Annotated in this window: 15 protein-coding genes and 1 pseudogene; 7 read left to right on the top strand and 9 right to left on the bottom strand. The window is 66.0% G+C overall.

Annotation, left to right across the window (positions count from 1 at the left end; translation table 11 throughout):
* Positions 1-54: 54 nt before the first annotated feature.
* Positions 55-963 carry a LysR family transcriptional regulator gene (locus RJ1_RS35725; protein WP_073367473.1) on the bottom strand — a complete coding sequence of 303 codons (909 nt, stop codon included), beginning with the start codon at positions 961-963 and terminating at the stop codon, positions 55-57.
* 218 nt (positions 964-1,181) lie between these two features.
* On the opposite strand from RJ1_RS35725, the gene RJ1_RS35720 reads away from it, so the two are divergent.
* The 3 genes from RJ1_RS35720 (at position 1,182) to RJ1_RS35710 (ending at position 5,619) form a co-directional block, all read left to right on the top strand.
* The gene (locus RJ1_RS35720; protein ID WP_073367470.1) at positions 1,182-2,516 is read left to right on the top strand and encodes an MFS transporter; all 1,335 of its coding nucleotides are present in this window, start codon (positions 1,182-1,184) and stop codon (positions 2,514-2,516) included.
* Between the two features lie 134 nt (positions 2,517-2,650).
* Positions 2,651-4,237 (top strand): benzoylformate decarboxylase, encoded by a 1,587-nt coding sequence (gene mdlC / locus RJ1_RS35715; RefSeq protein WP_073367467.1) that lies wholly within the window; start codon positions 2,651-2,653, stop codon positions 4,235-4,237.
* A gap of 20 nt (positions 4,238-4,257) precedes the next feature.
* Positions 4,258-5,619, top strand: a complete 1,362-nt coding sequence (locus RJ1_RS35710) for an FAD-binding oxidoreductase (RefSeq protein ID WP_073367546.1) — start codon at positions 4,258-4,260, stop codon at positions 5,617-5,619.
* Positions 5,620-5,692: 73 nt separating this feature from the next.
* Here RJ1_RS35710 and RJ1_RS35705 read toward each other — a convergent pair whose 3' ends face one another.
* The 4 genes from RJ1_RS35705 to RJ1_RS35690 form a co-directional block, all read right to left on the bottom strand.
* Positions 5,693-6,559, bottom strand: a complete 867-nt coding sequence (locus RJ1_RS35705; RefSeq protein ID WP_073367464.1) for a hydroxymethylglutaryl-CoA lyase — start codon at positions 6,557-6,559, stop codon at positions 5,693-5,695.
* Between the two features lie 30 nt (positions 6,560-6,589).
* Positions 6,590-7,915, bottom strand: a complete 1,326-nt coding sequence (locus RJ1_RS35700) for an SLC13 family permease (RefSeq protein ID WP_073367462.1) — start codon at positions 7,913-7,915, stop codon at positions 6,590-6,592.
* A gap of 82 nt (positions 7,916-7,997) precedes the next feature.
* Positions 7,998-9,218 (bottom strand): CaiB/BaiF CoA transferase family protein, encoded by a 1,221-nt coding sequence (locus RJ1_RS35695; protein WP_073367459.1) that lies wholly within the window; start codon positions 9,216-9,218, stop codon positions 7,998-8,000.
* 185 nt (positions 9,219-9,403) lie between these two features.
* Positions 9,404-10,051 carry an IclR family transcriptional regulator gene (locus RJ1_RS35690; RefSeq protein ID WP_073367543.1) on the bottom strand — a complete coding sequence of 216 codons (648 nt, stop codon included), beginning with the start codon at positions 10,049-10,051 and terminating at the stop codon, positions 9,404-9,406.
* Between the two features lie 452 nt (positions 10,052-10,503).
* On the opposite strand from RJ1_RS35690, the gene RJ1_RS35680 reads away from it, so the two are divergent.
* From RJ1_RS35680 to RJ1_RS35670, 3 genes are read left to right on the top strand one after another with little or no spacing between them, the layout of a single operon-like run.
* Entirely contained in the window at positions 10,504-10,881 is a 378-nt protein-coding gene (locus tag RJ1_RS35680; protein ID WP_240320021.1) for a YciI family protein, read from the top strand.
* A complete protein-coding gene (locus RJ1_RS35675; RefSeq protein WP_073367451.1) occupies positions 10,878-12,119 on the top strand; it encodes an RNA polymerase sigma factor in 1,242 nt (413 codons plus the stop codon). Before RJ1_RS35680 ends, RJ1_RS35675 begins: the two co-directional genes overlap by 4 nt.
* Complete coding sequence (locus tag RJ1_RS35670; RefSeq protein ID WP_073367448.1) at positions 12,116-13,000, top strand: carboxymuconolactone decarboxylase family protein; 885 nt, start codon at positions 12,116-12,118, stop codon at positions 12,998-13,000. The genes RJ1_RS35675 and RJ1_RS35670 overlap by 4 nt, the downstream gene beginning before the upstream one ends.
* Here RJ1_RS35670 and RJ1_RS49050 read toward each other — a convergent pair.
* The 4 genes and pseudogenes from RJ1_RS49050 to RJ1_RS35650 form a co-directional block, all read right to left on the bottom strand.
* Positions 12,918-13,310: pseudogene (locus RJ1_RS49050) on the bottom strand (alpha-crystallin domain-containing protein); the annotation flags it as partial. The gene RJ1_RS35670 and the pseudogene RJ1_RS49050 overlap by 83 nt on opposite strands.
* Positions 13,193-13,495 carry a hypothetical protein gene (locus RJ1_RS35660; protein WP_073367445.1) on the bottom strand — a complete coding sequence of 101 codons (303 nt, stop codon included), beginning with the start codon at positions 13,493-13,495 and terminating at the stop codon, positions 13,193-13,195. The gene RJ1_RS35660 and the pseudogene RJ1_RS49050, both read right to left, overlap by 118 nt.
* A 30-nt stretch (positions 13,496-13,525) precedes the next feature.
* Positions 13,526-14,842, bottom strand: a complete 1,317-nt coding sequence (locus RJ1_RS35655; RefSeq protein WP_073367443.1) for a DUF1254 domain-containing protein — start codon at positions 14,840-14,842, stop codon at positions 13,526-13,528.
* A gap of 468 nt (positions 14,843-15,310) precedes the next feature.
* Positions 15,311-16,336, bottom strand: a complete 1,026-nt coding sequence (locus RJ1_RS35650; RefSeq protein ID WP_240319838.1) for a zinc-dependent alcohol dehydrogenase family protein — start codon at positions 16,334-16,336, stop codon at positions 15,311-15,313.
* Between the two features lie 305 nt (positions 16,337-16,641).
* Here RJ1_RS35650 and RJ1_RS35645 point away from each other — a divergent pair, with 305 nt between their 5' ends.
* Positions 16,642-16,977: a hypothetical protein gene (locus RJ1_RS35645; RefSeq protein ID WP_073367440.1), complete on the top strand. Its 336-nt coding sequence runs from the start codon at positions 16,642-16,644 to the stop codon at positions 16,975-16,977.
* Positions 16,978-17,164 lie beyond the last annotated feature (187 nt).

Here is a 17,164-nt window from a genome sequence, read left to right as displayed (position 1 = left end):
GAGCATGACATCTCGGCAAGGGGTGGTCGTGTTCTATTTCTGGACACATCGACGTCAGCGCACGGTGCGTGCCTCGGTGAGGGCCGCCTTCACGGTTCGGCGGAACCATTCGGTGCCGGGGTCGGGGAGCACGCGTTTGTACGTGTACAGCGAGATCTCCACGGCGGGCACGTCGAAAGGGAGGTCGAAGATCTTCACGTCGGCCATCCGGCAGAACTGCTCCGCCACGGACGCCGGGATGATCGACAGGTACGGAGTCGTCTCCAGCAGTTGCGGAAGCGCGGCGAAGTGGCTGATCCGCAGCGCCACATCCCGTGAGTGGCCGAGCAACGACAGCGACCGGTCGACGTCGGTGTGCCCGGCGGCGACGTCGACGGCGATGTGACGCTCACCCAGAAACTCGTCGAGCGTGGGTGTGCGGCCGATCCGTGGATGTGCGTCGCTGCAGATTCCGCAGTAGCTGTCGGGAAAGAGCACGTCCCGTTCGAAATCGTCGGCGGTGACCCGCGGGGTGCAGATGACGGCGTCGGCCTGTCCCTGTCGGAGCTCGGTTTCGACCACGGAGAAGTTCAGCGGCGTGACGTGCAGATCGACGCCCGGCGCGGTCTCCGCGATTCGCGCGAGGACGGGCGGTAGCAAGCTCACCTCCCCGAGATCGGTCGCGTGCAACCGGAAGGTTCGACGCGATGTCGCCGAATCGAATTGCCCGACGCCACTGACGGTGCTGTCGATGACCTCGATCGCCTGGCGAAGCGTCGGATACATCGAGATGGCGAGTTCGGTGGGCTGAAGTCCATTGGTGGAACGGCTGAACAGGCTGTCGTTGAACTGTTTCCGCATCCGCCCGAGGGCGTGGCTCACCGACGGCTGGGTGAGCGACAGACACTCGGCGGTCCGCGTCACGCTCCTGGTCTCGTAGAGCAGCAGAAACGTCCGCACAAGATTCAAGTCGTAATCGCCCACGAAGCAAATAGACGCCGTCGATGGGGGTATGTCAAACATTCATTGGATACATCCCGCGAACGGCGATAGCGTGACGTCGACCACAGCGAAGACCGCGCACGGATTCCGTGAGATCGAACGACCCAAGAAATTCGGGTTCGTGACGGCTCGAAAATTGCGAGCCACTCACCCAGTCGACCGGCGTCTCGCCCTCAGTCTCCGTCCAGAGAGAAGTCACCATGAGTGATCACCCCATTCCAGGGCACCGCGACAAGTCGGGCACGTCCGCACGCGTCGTGCTCCTGCTGTGCCTGCTGGCGGTCGTGTTCGAAGGCTACGATATGGTCGCCTACGGAACCACGCTGCCCGCGATGCTCGCCGATCCCGCCTGGAATCTCACGCCCGCGCGGGCCGGCGTGATCGGAAGCTACGCGCTCGTCGGCATGCTCGTCGGATCGATTCTGGTGGGCGCCATCGCCGACCGACTCGGACGCCGCGTCCTGATGATCTCCGCGACCGGGTGGTTCTCCGCCTGGATGGGCGTGTGCGCCATCGCGCCGGACGCGACCCTGTTCGGTATCGCACGGTTCTTCGTCGGGGTCGGAGTCGGTGCCCTCATCCCGCTCGCGGCTGCCATGGCCGTCGAGTTCGCGCCAAAGGGCAAGAGCCACACCTACAGTGCGATCGTGTGGGCCGGATTCCCGGGTGGTGGCGTCCTCGCCTCCCTGCTCGGGCTCGTCGTGGTCGATGCATTCGGGGTACGGGCGATGTTCTGGATCGGGCTTCTGCCGCTGCTGGTCTTCGTGCCCGCCATGCTGAAATTCCTGCCCGAATCACCGAGCTTCCTGCTCGCCCGTGGCCGCGTCGACGAGGCGAACCACGTCGCCGACTGCGCCGGCGTCGACCGTCCCGAGCCTCCGCGAGTCGGGGAGAAGGTCGGACCGCGCGCACTGTTCAGCCGCGAGCTCCGTCGCGCAACCCTGTTGTTCGGGCTGCTCAGCGCGTGCGGCCTGCTGTTGACCTACGCCCTCAACACGTGGCTGCCGAAGTTGATGCAGTCGTCCGGATTCGGCAGCAACTCGGCCCTGACATTCCTGCTGGTGCTCAACGCCGGCGCGATCATCGTGCCCCTGTTCGCCTCGCGGCTGTCGGACCGCGTCGGCCCGCAAGCCGTCACCGCGGCATCGCTGGCCAGTGCCGCCGTGGCGATTCTCGTACTGAGCACCGACGTCTCCTCCTGGCTGCTGTTCGTCCTCGCGTTCGTCGCCGGGGCCGGAACGATTGGCGCACAGGTGCTTATCTACGGCTTTGCCGCCTCCTACTTCCCCGCATCCAGTCGTGCGGCAGGAACGGCGTGGGTGGCGTCCGTGGGCAGGATCGGTGGCGTGACCGGCCCGACGCTGACCGGCTTGGTGATCGCGAACGGTTCGAGCGTCGCCCCCGCCTTCTACCTCTTCACCGTGATCGCTGTGATCGGTGCAATCGCCGCCCTGCTGGTGCCACGCCAACGCGCCACCGGTTCGGCCGCACCGACAGCGGCAGCGGAAAACGCGAAGCAATCGACCCTCTCCTGACGAAAGGTTGTTGCACCGAGGAGACATCGATGACATCGATGTGGTCATAAGAAACATTCATTGGAGTAATCACGCTGGTAGTCCTAGCGTGGAAACCACGACACCGATTCGTGTCGCCGATCGCAAGGAGAACCATGGCAACGGTGAGTGAAGTGACCTATGACCTGTTGCGTGCCCGCGGCCTCACCACCGTATTCGGCAATCCGGGATCGAACGAGCTTCCGTTCCTGTCCGGGATGCCCGACGACTTCCGGTACGTCCTCGGCCTGCACGAGGGCGCCGTGCTGTCGATGGCCGACGGCTACTCCCTCGTCACGGGCGAGGCGGCGTTCGTCAACCTGCACGCCGCGTCCGGGTCCGGCAATGCCATGGGCGCGCTGACCAATTCGGTGTACTCGCACAGCCCACTCGTGGTCACCGCCGGGCAGCAGGTGCGGTCGACGATCGGCCAGGAGGTCATGCTCTCCAACGTCGACGCCGGCTCTCTGATGAAGCCGCTCGTCAAATGGAGCAGCGAGCCGGCCTGCGCCGAAGACGTGCCACGCACCATGAGCCAGGCCATCCACACCGCCCTGCAGCCGGGCCGAGGACCGGTCTACGTGTCGGTGCCCTACGACGATTGGGCTGCCGAGGCGCCCGTCGAGGCCGCCCGCCTCCTCGATCGCGAGGTGCACAGCGCTGCCGCGTTGTCGGGTGAGCAGATCGGGGACCTGATCGCCGTGCTCGAGGGCGCGACGAACCCTGCCCTGGTCCTCGGACCGGCCGTCGACGCCGATCACGCCAACGCGCACGCTGTTCAGCTCGCCGAGAAGCTGCGGGCTCCGGTGTGGATCGCACCCTCGCCGTCGCGGTGCCCGTTCCCGACCCGCCACCCCAGCTTCCGCGGTGTCCTTCCCGCCGGTGTCGCGGACCTGACGGAGACGTTGGCCGGACACGACGTGATCTTCGTCGTCGGGGCGCCGGTTTTCCGCTACCACCAGTATGTTCCGGGTAAGTACCTTCCCGACGGCGCCCGACTGATCCACATCACCGACGATCCCGGCGAGGCCACGCGCGCCGCGTTCGGGGAGGCCTACGTCGCCCCGATCGCCAACACCCTCGACGTTCTCGCATCCATGGTCAACCCGAGCGACCGCGAACCGCTCACTCCGCCGGCCGATTTCCCCGAGGTGGGCTCGGCGGGGTCCGGGCTCGATCCGGCGCACCTGTTCGCCCTGCTGCGGGGCACCGCTCCGCACGACGCCATCTATGTCAACGAGTCGACCTCGACGGGAGATGAGTTCTGGGCGCAGATGGATCTTTCGCAGCAGGGTAGCTACTACTTCCCCGCGTCCGGGGGGCTCGGCTTCGGTCTCCCCGCGGCCGTCGGTGCGCAACTGGCCGACCCACACCGCCAAGTGATCGGGCTCATCGGAGACGGGTCGGCGAACTACGGGATCACCGCGCTGTGGACTGCTGCCCAGTACAAGATCCCGGTCATCATCGTGATCCTCAAGAACGGCACCTACGGTGCGCTGCGCGGCTTTTCGAAGATCCTGAACACCGGCGAGACTCCCGGATTGGATGTTCCCGGCATCGACTTCGTCCGGATCGCCGAGGGATACGGGGTGCGCGGCACCGCCGTCGACACGGCCGAGGACTTCACCACCGCCTTCAAGTCCGCCCTCGCGGCGAAGGCGCCGACCCTGATCGAGGTCCAGACGACCTTCGGTCAGTCGTGACGACCGACCAGGGAGCGAGTATGAACCACATCGACCAGCTGAAAGATGTCGTCCCCGCGGACATCGTCGTCACCGACCCCGACCTGATGGAGGGCTACCGCCGCGACAGCGCGGATCTGGTGCCGGCAGGCAAGCCGCTCGCGGTCCTTCGGCCACGGTGCACCGCAGACGTTTCCGCGATCATGGCGTGGGCGACCCGGACGCACACGGTCGTCGTACCGCGCGGCGCGGGAACCGGGTTGTCCGGCGGCGCAACCGCGCTCGACGGCTGCGTGGTGGTGAGCATGGAGCGCATGACCGCCATCCGCGACTTCGACCAGGCGAACCACACCGTGGTGGTCGAAGCCGGGGTCGTCAACGCCGACGTCGGCCGGGCGGTCGCGGAGGCCGGGTTGTTCTATCCGCCCGATCCGGGCAGTTTCGAGGTGTCGACCATCGGCGGCAACCTCGCCACCAACGCCGGGGGCATGCGCTGCGTCAAGTACGGGGTGACCCGCAACTCCGTGCTCGGACTCGAGGTCGTCCTCGCCGACGGCCGTGTGCTGCACACGGGCGGCCGGACGGTCAAGAACGTCGCGGGCCTCGACCTGACCCAGCTGTTCATCGGATCCGAAGGCGCGCTGGGCATCATCACCTCCGCGACATTGCGGCTTCGCCCCACACCGGCCGCCACCGCGACGTTCGTGGCGACCTTTCCCACCCTCGAGTCCGGAGGTCGGGCGCTGAATACGATCTTCGCCGACGGTGTCACGCCGAGCATGCTCGAGCTGATGGACAACGCCACGATCAACGCCGTCGAGGATTACCAGCGGATGAATCTCGACCGCGACGCGGCCCTTCTGCTGGTCGGCCAAGCCGACGGAACAGACGCGCTCGGCCAGGTCGAACGGATGGCCGCGTGTTGCGACGAGGCGGGCGCCGACCTGTCCGTCGCGACCGCCGACCCCACCGAATCCGAGATGTTCCTCCAGGCGCGCCGTCTCGCCGGGTGGGCCACGATGGAACAGTTCCCCACCGTCATCGAAGACGTCGGTGTGCCCCGCACCCGGCTCGCCGAACTCCTCACGACCATCGCGGAGATCTCCCGGGACACCGGCGTCCGCATCGCCACCGTCGGGCATGCCGGTGACGGGAACGTGCACCCGATGCTGCTGCTGCCCGACCTCGGCGACGACGCCCGACGCCGCGCCATGGACACCGCCGACCGCATCTGCGCCGCGGCCCTCGCACTGGGCGGCACCATCACCGGCGAACACGGGGTCGGGGAACTCAAACGCGAATGGCTCACCCACCAACTCGACGACATCTCACTCGACGTACAGGCAAGTATCAAACGGGCGCTCGACCCGGCCCTGCTCCTCAACCCCGGCCGCGGTCTCTGACACGCGAGGCGTGGGTGTCGACGCATGCGGCGAACGCTTCCGGTGTGATGGAGTGCGTGTCACCGCTGTCGCATTACGCCGTCAGCGTCGGTGATTCGGCCAGAATTCGTTTGACCGTCGATGCGGCCGAGATGAGCTGTTCCAGATCGATACCGGTGTCGACATCGTGGCTGTGGAAATGCGCGACGAGTTCCTCGGTGGCGAGGTTTCCGTGTGCACCGGGTGCGAACGGGCACCCGCCGTACCCGCCGACCGCGCCGTCGAAGTGTTCGATGTCGAGGTGGCGTGCTGCTTCCAGGGCGGTGGTGAGCGCTTGACCGTCAGCGTTGTGCAGGTGCAGTCCGATGGAGATGTCGGGCAGTGCGGTACGCACGGCTCCGACGGATGCCAGTACGTGATCGGTGGTGGCGACGCCGAGGGTGTCGGCCAGCCCCAGGGTGCGTATCCCCATGGCCGCGAACTGTTCGGCGACCTCGACCAGACGTGCGGGTGAGATGATCCCCTCGAACGGGCAGACGAACGCGGTGGAAACCCCGCCGAGGAACCGTTGCTCCGGGTAGCCGGCCACTGCCTTGGACAGATCCTCGAAGGCCTTGGCGGAGGACTTGCCGGCATTGGCCGTGCTGTGCGTGGAACTCGCCGACGCCGCGATGTGCACGACGTCGACCCCGGCGGCCACCGCACGGTGAATCCCTTTGGAGTTCAGTGCCAATGCACTGATCTGAGTGGTGGCACGGTAGGACTGCAACCGGGCGATGAGCGCGTCAGCGTCGGCCATCTGCGGGACGCGGGTGGGCGAGACGAAGGACACGGCTTCGATCCGGCGGACTCCGGCGCCGGCCAGCGCCTCGGCGATGGTGAGTTTGTCGTCGGTCGCGACGACGACGTCTTCGTCCTGTAAACCGTCGCGCAGGACGACGTCGGTGATGGTGACGGGCATGCGAGTACCTTCCTGGGGTGACCCGGGGGGTCAGAGCGAGGTCGGAACGACGATCAAGGCCCACGCCACCAATGGTGCGATGAGCACCACCAGCCCGCAGTAGGCCAGGACATTGCGTTGGAACCGGTTGCGGTCCTCGACTTCCGCCTCCGCAACAACGATGGATCCGTTCGTGGCGAAGGGGCTGACATCGACGACGGTGGACGCGAAAGCCAACGCGATGATGAATCCCAGCGCGCCCAGTTCGCCGGCGGCGAGCATGGGGGCGGCCAGCGGCAGCGCGATACCCAACGTTCCGATCGAGGAACCGACCGCGGAGATGATCGCGACTGAGTACAGCAGGATCAGGGCAGCGGCCAGCGGCGAGCCGAGGTGGGTCGCTGCGTCGCCGAGGAAGTCGAGGGTGCCGTTCTGCTTGAGCACCGTCATGTAGGTGAGCATGCCGCAGACCAGCACTACCGCGGGCCACGCCACCTTGTCTTCGATCCGGGGCATGCTCTTCGGTGCCATCAGCAGCAGGACTGTGCTGATGCAGATCGAGCTGACGCCGACGTCGACGTTGAAGGCCACCGAACCGGCTGCGAGGAGAAGGATTCCGATGAGCGTCGCGACCCGGTCCCGATTGAGCGGGGTGCGGTCGATGACGTCCACATCGGGAAGGACGGCGGTCGCGGAGGCGGTGCCAGGGCGGGTGGCGGCGCCGGGGCTGGGCAGTGGGCTTACGCCCGCCCCGGTGACCTCGTCACGGTCTTCGGGCAGCTCGTGGAGCAGATCGCGTCCGTAGATGACGAAAAGGACAGCGAAGAACAGGGCGTTCAGAGCAAAGGGAACGACGAACAGAAGCAGTGGGTTGCCCTCGTAACCGGCTGATTTGATCAACCCGTTGACGAAGGCGCCGTAGATCGTGATGGGTGAGAACGCACAGCCCAGAGCTCCGTGATTGATGGCCATGCCCATCAGCAGGGGGTTGATCTTCTTGCTTCCGGCTAGCCGCATCGCGATGGGGGCGAGCATGCCTGCGGCCATCACAGACCCCAGCGCCATCAGCACACCTGAGAGCAGGAACATCATCCACACGAGCGCCCATCGTCGACCGTGGACGAGCCGTAGGGCCGATTCGACGATGATGTCGATAGTGCCGTTGGCTTTCGCGATCGCGAACAGCAAGGTGATGCCGGCAACGATCAGGAAGATGTCGCCGGGAAACGCGTCGACTATGTCGTCGATCGGAATCCCCGAGACCCACCCGCCGACGAGGAACGCGCCGGCAAAGGCAAGGATGCCCATATTGATCGGCACCTTGGTGGAGACGGTGAAAATGAGTACGAGGGCAAGGATGGAGACCGTGTAGACCATGTGACCGGGTTCTTCCGTGCGGATTCGGCAAGGGATGAAAGGTGCGGCTGAACCGGGGACGAGACGCGCGACGAGGTCGCGGTCAGATCACGCCGGCGGTGCGCAGTGCGTGCAGACGATCGGGCGTCAGACCCAGTTTCCGGCTCAACACGGATTCGGTGTCGGCACCGAGGTCGGGACCCAACCATCCGACTTCTGTTGCTTCGCCGTCGAACTGAGGAACCACACCGGGGAATCGTACCTTTTCGGGGTGACCGTCTGCGACGTCGACTGCGAACGACCGGACCATGCCGCGGGCCAGATAATGCTCGTCGGAGACGATGCGGGCGGCGTCGAAGACTTCGCTGACCGGGATACCGGCGTCGGACAGTTCGGCAACCACTTCTTTGGTGGATTTGGTCGTGGTCCATGACACGATCGCCTCATCGAGCTCGACTTCACGCAGGTAGCGTTTGGTGCCGTCGACGAGATCGGGATCAGTCGCCAGGTCCGGCCGGCCGACGGAATTCATCAGCCGAATGAACACCCCGCTGGCGTTACCGGCGATCAGAACCGAGCCGTCTGCACACGGATAGGAACCGCTGGGCACCACACCGGGCAGATTGCCGGCGGTACGCTCACGCACCATTCCGTAAGCGTCGTAGTCGGCGGTCAGCGATTCCATTGCCATGAAGACCGACTCGTACAGCGCGACATCGGCGACCTTGGGCTGCTGGTGGTCACCGCTACGGGCCTTGGCCAGAAGCATTATCAACGCGCTGACCGCACCGTACAGACCGGCGAGGGTATCGCCCAGCGGTGCCGCCGATCGCACCGGTTCACGATCGGGATAGCCTGTAACATAACGCAATCCGCCGAACGCTTCGGCAACGCCTCCGAATCCGGCACGCTGCGCGTAGGGGCCGTTCTGCCCGTAACCGGAGATCCGGACCACGACGATGTCGGGGTTGGCCGCCTGCAACTGTTCCGGGCCGATGTTCCAGCGTTCCAGGGTGCCGGGTCGAAAGTTCTCGATCACGACATCGACTTCGGCGGCCAAGTCCAGGACCAACTGCTGACCCTCGGAACTCTTCAAATCGATTGTCACAGAGCGCTTGTTGCGGGCGATGGTGCGGTACATCATAGACGTGGTGCCCTTGCTGCGGCGCCAACCCCGCAACTCGTCACCGCCGTCGGGACGTTCGATCTTGATTACCTCGGCGCCGAAATCGGCCAGGAGTCGAGTCGCGAAGGGTGCCGCGATGAAGTTGCCCAGTTCCAGGACGGTGATGCCGTCGAGTGGACCTGTCGTGACGTCGTTCATGATGCTCCGGTTCCTTTCTGCGACGTGCGCAAAATGGCGGTGGCCCATTATATGGGTCGCGTTGACCCGAATGTTGGTGCAACCATAGTGTGCCGAGTCACAGAGCGCAACGGTCGACGTCGCCCGCCACGCTGGAAGAGGAAGGGTGGAAACACGACTGACGCCACGATGGCGACACAGGAGAGTCAGGAGTCGCGGAGTGACTTCTCGATGCGTTGAGCAGCGTCGATGGCCGCCGGGCCGAGGCGATCGCCCGGATCGTCACCCAGGCGATGCAACGGGCCCGAAACGCACACCGACGCTACGATCTCGCCGTCCACTCGTACCGGTGCGCTGACCGAGCCGAGTCCGGGAACCCGCTCGGAGAGCGTCTGCCACCAGCCGCGGCGTCGCGCGGCCGGGTCGTCGTCGAAATCGCCGGCCAGCACGTGTCCGCTCGAGCCTTCCGCCAGCGGAAATGCGGTACCCACCGGCATGGTGGCCCGCAGCTCGTTCGATGATTCGATGCTGGCGACACACAGGCGAAGGTCGCCACGTCGAACCCACAGTTGCGATGATTCGCCAGTGCTCTCGCTCAGATCCCGCAGGACTGGAAGAGCTATATCGGACATACCGGCCGCAGTGAACCGGTACCCGAGCCAATACCGGCCCCCGCTGTCGCGACGCAGGTAGCCGTAATTCGCGAGCTCGGTAACGAGGCGCTGGGTAGTCGACTTCGACAGCCCGACGGTGCGTGCAAGCTCGCTGGTGATCATCGGTCGCGTCTCCACCGCGTCGATGATGGCGAACGCGCGTGACAGGACACCGACTGTCTTCCGCTGCTCATCAGCCATACCCGACTCTCCGAAGAACCGATTCCGCTGTGAACCGCACATTCGCGTTCACAGTCTGTCGCTATCGATCCTAACCAGGTGCACTGATGCCGGTGTCGGGCGAAGCCGGTAGCCGTCGGCGAGGTGTCGGCGGCACCGAGAAGGGTGCGACCGCCGTGACCGGGTGCGCCGGTCGACTATTCAGCGTGCGCCGACCGGACGATGAAGCGGGGCCCCGCCTCCTCACTCGGCCACGCCGCCAGTCAGCCCGCCAGTTGCGATCGAGCGACTCGATCGCCGACCGGCAGTCGAACAGTTCGGCCGTCTCGCTCCCGGGGCTCCGCAATTCGTTCGACGCCTCGCTCGAAGGTCTCCACACAGCCAATTCGGCCGAAGTGTCGAGATAAGGTCGGATTGTTCGTCATTCTCTACAGCCGACGTTGGAACGGGTGGGAGGAGGACCTGTGCAGTACATGCTGTTGATCTACAACTGTGAGCGGCCCGAACCGGGCGATCCAGGTTTCGCCGAGGCGCTGGCCCGGGTGAACGCGTTCGCCGACGAGTGCCGGCGCCGCGGCGTCTTCGTTTCCGGGCACCCGCTGCAGCCGGAACGAACCGCGACCACGGTGAGCGTCCGGGACGGCCGGACGCTGATCACCGACGGCCCGTTCGCCGAAACCCACGAGCACCTCGGCGGCGCGTATGTCCTCGACTGCCGCGACCTGGACGAAGCGTTGGAGCTGGCCGCCCTGTGCCCGCTGGCCGAACGGGGGTCGATCGAGGTGCGGCCCATCGTCAGCGTGCCGGGCCTGGACCACCGGCCGTCGAATGTCACAGCCGACGGCGAATGAGCGTCGAGCCCGTCCTGCAGCAGGTCTACCGGGAGAACCGGGCCCGCATGCTCGCCGCCCTGATTCACGTGCTCGGCGACTTCGAACTCGCCGAGGATGCGCTGCAGGACGCGTGCGCACTCGCATTGCGCAAGTGGGGCGACACGGCACCGAACGACCCGGTGGCCTGGCTGCTCACGGCAGCGCGCAACAGCGCGATCGACCGGCTGCGGCGGGCCCGGATCGGCCGGGAGAAGCTCGCCCAGGCCGGTGAACAGTCCCGGGTGGTGACGACGATGACAGACATGGGCGACGACAGCCTGCTCCGCATTGGTGACGAACGGCTGAGCCTGATCTTCGCCTGCTGCCACCCCGCCCTGGCCGAGGACGCGCGGGTCGCTCTGACCCTGCAGGCCGTCGCCGGGTTGACCGCCAGGCAGATCGCCCGCATGTTCCTGATCGGCGAGTCGACTCTGGCGCAGCGCTTGGTGCGGGCGAAACGCAAGATCCGCGACGCCGGCATCAGCCTGGAAGTTCCCGCCGACCACCAACTGTCCGAGCGGCTTTCGGGCGTACTCGCGGTCGTGTACCTGATCTTCACCAAGGGCTACACCGCAGTGCCCGAGCAGGTCGAACAGAGCGAGCTGTGCGAGGAAGCGATCAGGCTGGCCAAGCTCGTCGCCACCCTGATGCCCGACGAACCCGAAGCGCTCGGACTGGTCGCGTTGCTGCTACTGCAACACTCGCGCCGTGCCGCTCGCTACGATCCCGCCGGCGATGTGGTGCTGCCCGAGAATCAGGACCGCGCACGCTGGGATCGCGCCGGGATCACCGAAGCGGTCGGCGTACTGGATCGGGCACTACGCCTCGGGCGCCCGGGCCCGTACACAGTGCAGGCCACGATCGCCGCACTGCACGCCCAGGCGGCTTCCGCCGATCAGACGGACTGGCCGGGAATCGCCGGCCTCTATGCCCAATTGCTGGCGGTCGACCCGTCACCGGTGGTGGCGCTGAACCACGCCGCGGCGACGGCCATGGCGACCACCCCGGAGGAAGGGCTGGCCCTGATCGACGGGATCGACGGCATCGACCGCTACCACCTGCTGCACGCGGCACGAGCCGACCTCCTTCGTCGCCTCGGCCGCACCACCGAGGCGGCAGCCGCGTACCGGCGCGCGCACGAACTCGCCGGCAATCCCGCAGACCGGCGATTCCTCGCCCGACGTCTGCTCGAACTCGACAACAGGGAGCCCCGATGAGACTGTCCATTCTCGATCACGGCCACAACCGACGCACCAAGGTGTTCCTCACGCTCACGTCCACCATGTCGCGTGTGGACAACCCCGACATCGTGAAGCTCCTGCTGTACCGGCCGGGCTTCCTCACCCGTCCGCTGTTGGAGCTCACCGCCGACGCCATGCGCGGGCAGTCATACTGGACCGCCGCGGAACGCGAGTACCTCGCGATGTGCACCGCGCAGGTGCACCGCTGCCCGTTCTGCATCGACACGCACGCCGAGCTCACCCGCATCGCGGGCCACGGCGAGATCGACGCGGATGATCCCGCGTCGGCGCGGCCCCCGCTGCGCGCCGTCCGCGAGTTCCTCGACACGATCACCCGCACACCGGACCGTGCCGACACCACCGCAGTCGCCGACCTGCCCGAACACGCGCTTCTGGAAGCTTTGCGCGTCAACCTGGTGTGGAACATCGTCAACCGTCTCGCCAACGCGTTCGGCTTCATCCTCCGAGAAGGCCAGTTGCACAGCGGCACCCGTGCGCTGCACCGATTCGGCTACCGCTTTCCCGGCTTCCTGCTCTCCGACGGCGAGAAACCCGCCCACTGCGATGATGTCGTGGCCGACCTCCGCCGCTCGGTGCTGGACCGTCCCGCCACCACCGATCCGGCCCTGCGCACCGCCGCCGCGGCCGGCGATCCGCTTCCCGAACCGTGGCTGTCCTACGACGCGACCGTCCGCGACGTCTCCTACACGATCACCGACACCGACATCGAACGGCTCCTCGCCGCCGGGCCGACCGAGGATCAGATCTTCGAGGTCACCGTCGCGGCAGCGGTCGGTGCGGCTCTGGAGAGCTTCGATGCCGGAATGTCCGCACTGGGGCACACTTCCACGAGTTAGATCGAGAAGATCGCATCCTCTGCGGTGCCCGACAGCAGAGTTGGCGCTGGACGACGTCGTCGTCGACGGTCGCGGCGAGCGCAGCGTGTGGGTCCTCTACCTTCAGGCTCTGCGCGAACTCGCCCAGCACGCCGGGCACGCCGACATTCTGCGTGAGCAAATCCTCGACAGGTGACGAAAGCCGTTGAAGCGCTACCGTTGTCGACGTTCCGCACTCCGCGCTTCGCCGAGCACGGTCATCACCCGTTCGGTCATGTCCGGCCATGGTGGTCGCCGCAGAACCGCGAGCGTCCCGATCAACGCCGCCACGAAGCCCGTACAGACCCCGATCAAAGCGTGCCGGCTGGTGTCGACGGCCGGCGTCCACGTCGTACCTTCTGTGCTGATGGTGTAGATGCCGATCGGACACTCGGGCCGACGACCCCAGCCCTTCCGTGACACGGTCACGATCACTGTGCCGTTACTCGCCTCGTACGGCTCACCGAAGACCAGCACTCGAGCCCTCCTCGTCGCAGGAAAGTCAGTCTACGGACTGATCTTCTGAATCGGGGGTAGGTGGTAACTGCCGTCCAGGACCGGTGTGAGCGGGGCGTAGAAGCGCATCGTGGTATTGAACGGCCCGGCGGGCGCGGGGAGCCAGTTCGCCGCTTCGGCGGGGTCGTCGGGTCGTGTGTGGCGCAGGTGAATCGTCACCGAGCCGTCGGAGTTGGGCCGAAGACCGTCCGTGGTGCTGCCGATGGAGAACCGGTCGATGTCGTTGGCGACGAACAGCATGTCGTCGGCGTACATGGCGAGATTCCACATTCCGGTGACCGGCGGCGTCTCCCCCGGTACGAAGTGGAGCACATACTCGTTGCCACCGTGGAGTGGGTGGTCGTCGGCGTCGACTCGGCAGTTGAGGTACACGACTTCTTCGGCGAGTTCGGTGCCGACCTGGTATTTGGTGTTGGCCGCGTTGAGGGCGAAGTCGTAGCTGCACCGCCCGCCGGCGAGGTTGCCTCGCCAGCCGTTGACGGTCTGCCCGACCGACCGCCACCGCACGTCTGCGATCTGTTCGACGACGGGTATCGCGCGGCTCAGCCCGGCGCGAACCGAATCGTCGAGGTTGTTCCAGTCGAACCCGTGCGCCACGCTGAGGCCGATGCTTGCCAACGCCTGCACAAAGGTGTCGGTGGTGTCGAGATGGATGGGGAGCAGGAATTGCATTGCGGCGCCGAGGCGGTCGAAGAAGGCCAGCTCCTCGGGTGCGGTCAAGGGTGGAAAGTCGAACGGCTCGTAGTTCTCGCCGGGGTCGGTGAGCCCCTTCTCCAAGAAGGTGCGGAGCGGGAGAACGTGGAAGCCGCGGAGTTCGTCGACGGCGGCGGAGAGATCGTGTTCACCGCGGACCTGGACCCGTGCACCCGCGAATCCGCACCTGGTTCGCATCCGGACCACCGTCATTCCGGCGGGGACCGCGCCATCGAAATCGGGCCCGACCAGCAGATAGGGACCCGGCATAGCGGCCTTGATGCCACCGACATTGGCAACGACGTCGTCGAACGCGTCACCGATCTGGAGGATGAACCAGCGCGGTTCGCGGAACTGAGGCACCGAGAATACGACGGGCCCGTTCCTGGTGTCGGTGAGGGCGTAGGCGTCGATGGTCAGGTTGTTGGGGGTGACGACGAATCGGTCGTCCGCAGTCTTGAGCCGCTCGAACCGGTGGAAATAGTTGTGTCCCGCGCCCCGCGCCTGCAACGTCGGTGGCCACGACTCGATGCGGTGAGCCAGCGGATAACCCCACAGCCCGGCCTGCACGGCCAAGGTGTAGGCGTTCTCTTCGCGCTCGAATACGGATGCCATCGCTGTCTCCTGCCCCTCGGGTGACCTGGCTCATACGCCCGCTTCGGCCGATCACCCCACCGTTCCCCACGCACACGCGCCATGCCTCGCACGTCACGGGTGAATTGGAAGGAGGGCGCCGACGCAGTCCCGAGACGGATGCAAGTCAGCCAGGGTTCAGGAGTTGGGGAACTGCCCGAGGAACCTGGCGAGCACCAGGCCGATGTGCAGTTCGAGACGATGCGCGCCCACGGTGAGGTCGAGTCCGGTGAGGTCCTCGACGCGACTGAGGCGGCGGCGTCGCCCGCGTGGTCGAGGTAGGCAACACTCACGTAGTCCTTCGCCCGACCGACGAATTCTTTGCAATCGAGTATGCGGTTCTTCCGGTAAACCCCTCGGCTGTCCTGGTGTTCTGCACCGTATTTAGCATCCACAGGCAACGGCCCGCTCTTCGGCCGCCGGCTCGGGTTTGTCGGATATGTCCGCCTCCTACGGTTCGAACACCAGCAGCGGTTTGCCCCCGTGTTCGGGAGCTTCGGCCAAATCAACGGCTTCGCTGAACTTTTCGAGGGGGATCGGCTGGCCCTCCGGCACGCGCAACGCGCCGCTGTCGGCGAGCCGAACTGTCCGGTCGATCGCTGCAACCATCCGATCCTTCGGGGTCTCGGTGAACCAGCGGAACAGCCAGAACCCCCGAACGGTCTTTGTTTCGTAGATCAGTGAACGCGCGAAGATCGGGATGGTGAGTTTGTCGGGATCCGATTGGCGGTGCGTGGACAGCGCACCGTAGACGACCAGCTCACCGTGCGGTGCCAGCGCACGCGACACGTCCGCACCCACCTGACCGCTGACACAGTCGATCGCCTTGGACACACCGTCCGGGCCTGCGATGTCGGCCACCCGTTCGCGCAGGTCTTCATCCTCCGTGCAGATCACCGCGGTGCCCCCCAGCGCGAGGATGTCCTCGACAGCGGATCGACGGCGGACCACGTTGAGGGTCTTGAAGCCGACGTGCACCCCGAGTTGGATGACCGACTGGCCCACGGTGGAACCGGCCGCGGTCTGCAGGAGCCATTCACCCTGTCGAACATCGAGCTCATCACCGGTCAAGATCACGGCGGTGAGAGGATTGGCGAGAATCTGAGCGGCCGTGGAATCGCTCATCCCGGCGGGAACAGGCAAGACCCGCCCGGCATCGGCGACAACATACTCCTGCCACGTGCCCGTGACTCCGATCGTGATGACGCGTTGCCCGACGGTCAGACCGTCTGTGCCGCTGCCGAGTTCGTCGATCACACCGACGGATTCGATTCCGGGCACGGTCGGGAAGTCCGGGGTGAATCCGTATCTCCCGCGGATAGTATGCAAATCGCTGGCATGGACAGGGACAGCTGCCACCCGGATCCTGACCTGGCCGGGACCGGGCTCCGGAAGCGGGCGGGTCTGCAGGCGCAGGACCTCGGACGGTTCGCCCAACTTGTCGGCGACGACAGACCGCATCGTTCGCATCTTCATGACGCTCCTTCGGTCGGATCCAGATCTCACGGTGGTTCGGTCGCATCGGCGGCGGCCCCGCCCTCCGGCAGCGAACACGCGGATCAGCGCGGCCGACTACAGCCGTACTCGCTCCAATGCTGCCACCACGGGACCTGGACTTGCCGGCCCGCACGCGCCCACTCCCGTCAGGGAAGGCCCCCACCGATGGTGATGCACGTCACAATAGATCCGGGTTGGCCGGTGTAACGTTCCCGGCCCTTCCGGACACCGTTCGAGTAGCCGCAGACGCTGGGCCCGCGGCACTCGATTCAGGACCATCCACCATGAGCACCACACAGCTCCACCGGATCACCCACACCACCACCAGCACCTCATCCTGGAAGCGCTTGGCTGCCGTCGCCGCCGTGACCGTCGCGCTCGGCCTCATTCCGGTCGGCGCCGCTACAGCCGCCACCGCACCGGCCCCCGCACAGCCGAGCGCCACTCAGCCGGTCGCCGCCGTAATCACCCACAACATCCCCGGTGACCGAAACAACGACATGCAGCAGCAACGTCAGCACGACCGCCAGCGTGACCAGCGGCAGGACCGACGCGCCGAAACCACCGTGCTCGACCAGATCCTCTTCGACGGCTGGAACAGCAGCAGCACCCAGATGTAGAGCTTTGAGAACCCCATGAGAAGGCAACCATGAGCACGACCGACACCCAGACCGATTCCGACGGCAACACCTGGACCGACTGGGAAGTCACCAACCGACTGCCCGGCCGCATCACCACCACCGCAACAACATTCAGTTCTCACCGCGACCTGATGAATGCGCTTCTTCGCGCCGCAATCGCTCACAG

Origin of the sequence: Rhodococcus jostii NBRC 16295 (genome assembly GCF_001894825.1) — a bacterium.
GTDB classification, from domain to species: Bacteria; Actinomycetota; Actinomycetes; order Mycobacteriales; family Mycobacteriaceae; genus Rhodococcus_F; species Rhodococcus_F jostii.
The sequence above is the reverse complement of the archived record's forward strand: the minus strand, read 5'-3'. Positions and strand labels throughout refer to the sequence as shown.

Excerpts from the sequence above, each read along its gene's own strand:
- RJ1_RS35690 (WP_073367543.1), bottom strand. The coding sequence starts at position 10,051 with ATGGCTGATGAGCAGCGGAAGACAGTCGGTGTCCTGTCACGCGCGTTC.
- RJ1_RS35705 (WP_073367464.1), bottom strand. The coding sequence starts at position 6,559 with ATGCCCGTCACCATCACCGACGTCGTCCTGCGCGACGGTTTACAGGAC.
- RJ1_RS35670 (WP_073367448.1), top strand. The coding sequence starts at position 12,116 with ATGAGACTGTCCATTCTCGATCACGGCCACAACCGACGCACCAAGGTG.
- RJ1_RS35680 (WP_240320021.1), top strand. The coding sequence starts at position 10,504 with ATGCTGTTGATCTACAACTGTGAGCGGCCCGAACCGGGCGATCCAGGT.
- RJ1_RS35720 (WP_073367470.1), top strand. The coding sequence starts at position 1,182 with ATGAGTGATCACCCCATTCCAGGGCACCGCGACAAGTCGGGCACGTCC.
- RJ1_RS35655 (WP_073367443.1), bottom strand. The coding sequence starts at position 14,842 with ATGGCATCCGTATTCGAGCGCGAAGAGAACGCCTACACCTTGGCCGTG.
- RJ1_RS35650 (WP_240319838.1), bottom strand. The coding sequence starts at position 16,336 with ATGAAGATGCGAACGATGCGGTCTGTCGTCGCCGACAAGTTGGGCGAA.
- RJ1_RS35675 (WP_073367451.1), top strand. The coding sequence starts at position 10,878 with ATGAGCGTCGAGCCCGTCCTGCAGCAGGTCTACCGGGAGAACCGGGCC.
- mdlC (WP_073367467.1), top strand. The coding sequence starts at position 2,651 with ATGGCAACGGTGAGTGAAGTGACCTATGACCTGTTGCGTGCCCGCGGC.
- RJ1_RS35695 (WP_073367459.1), bottom strand. The coding sequence starts at position 9,218 with ATGAACGACGTCACGACAGGTCCACTCGACGGCATCACCGTCCTGGAA.
- RJ1_RS35700 (WP_073367462.1), bottom strand. The coding sequence starts at position 7,915 with ATGGTCTACACGGTCTCCATCCTTGCCCTCGTACTCATTTTCACCGTC.
- RJ1_RS35710 (WP_073367546.1), top strand. The coding sequence starts at position 4,258 with ATGAACCACATCGACCAGCTGAAAGATGTCGTCCCCGCGGACATCGTC.
- RJ1_RS35645 (WP_073367440.1), top strand. The coding sequence starts at position 16,642 with ATGAGCACCACACAGCTCCACCGGATCACCCACACCACCACCAGCACC.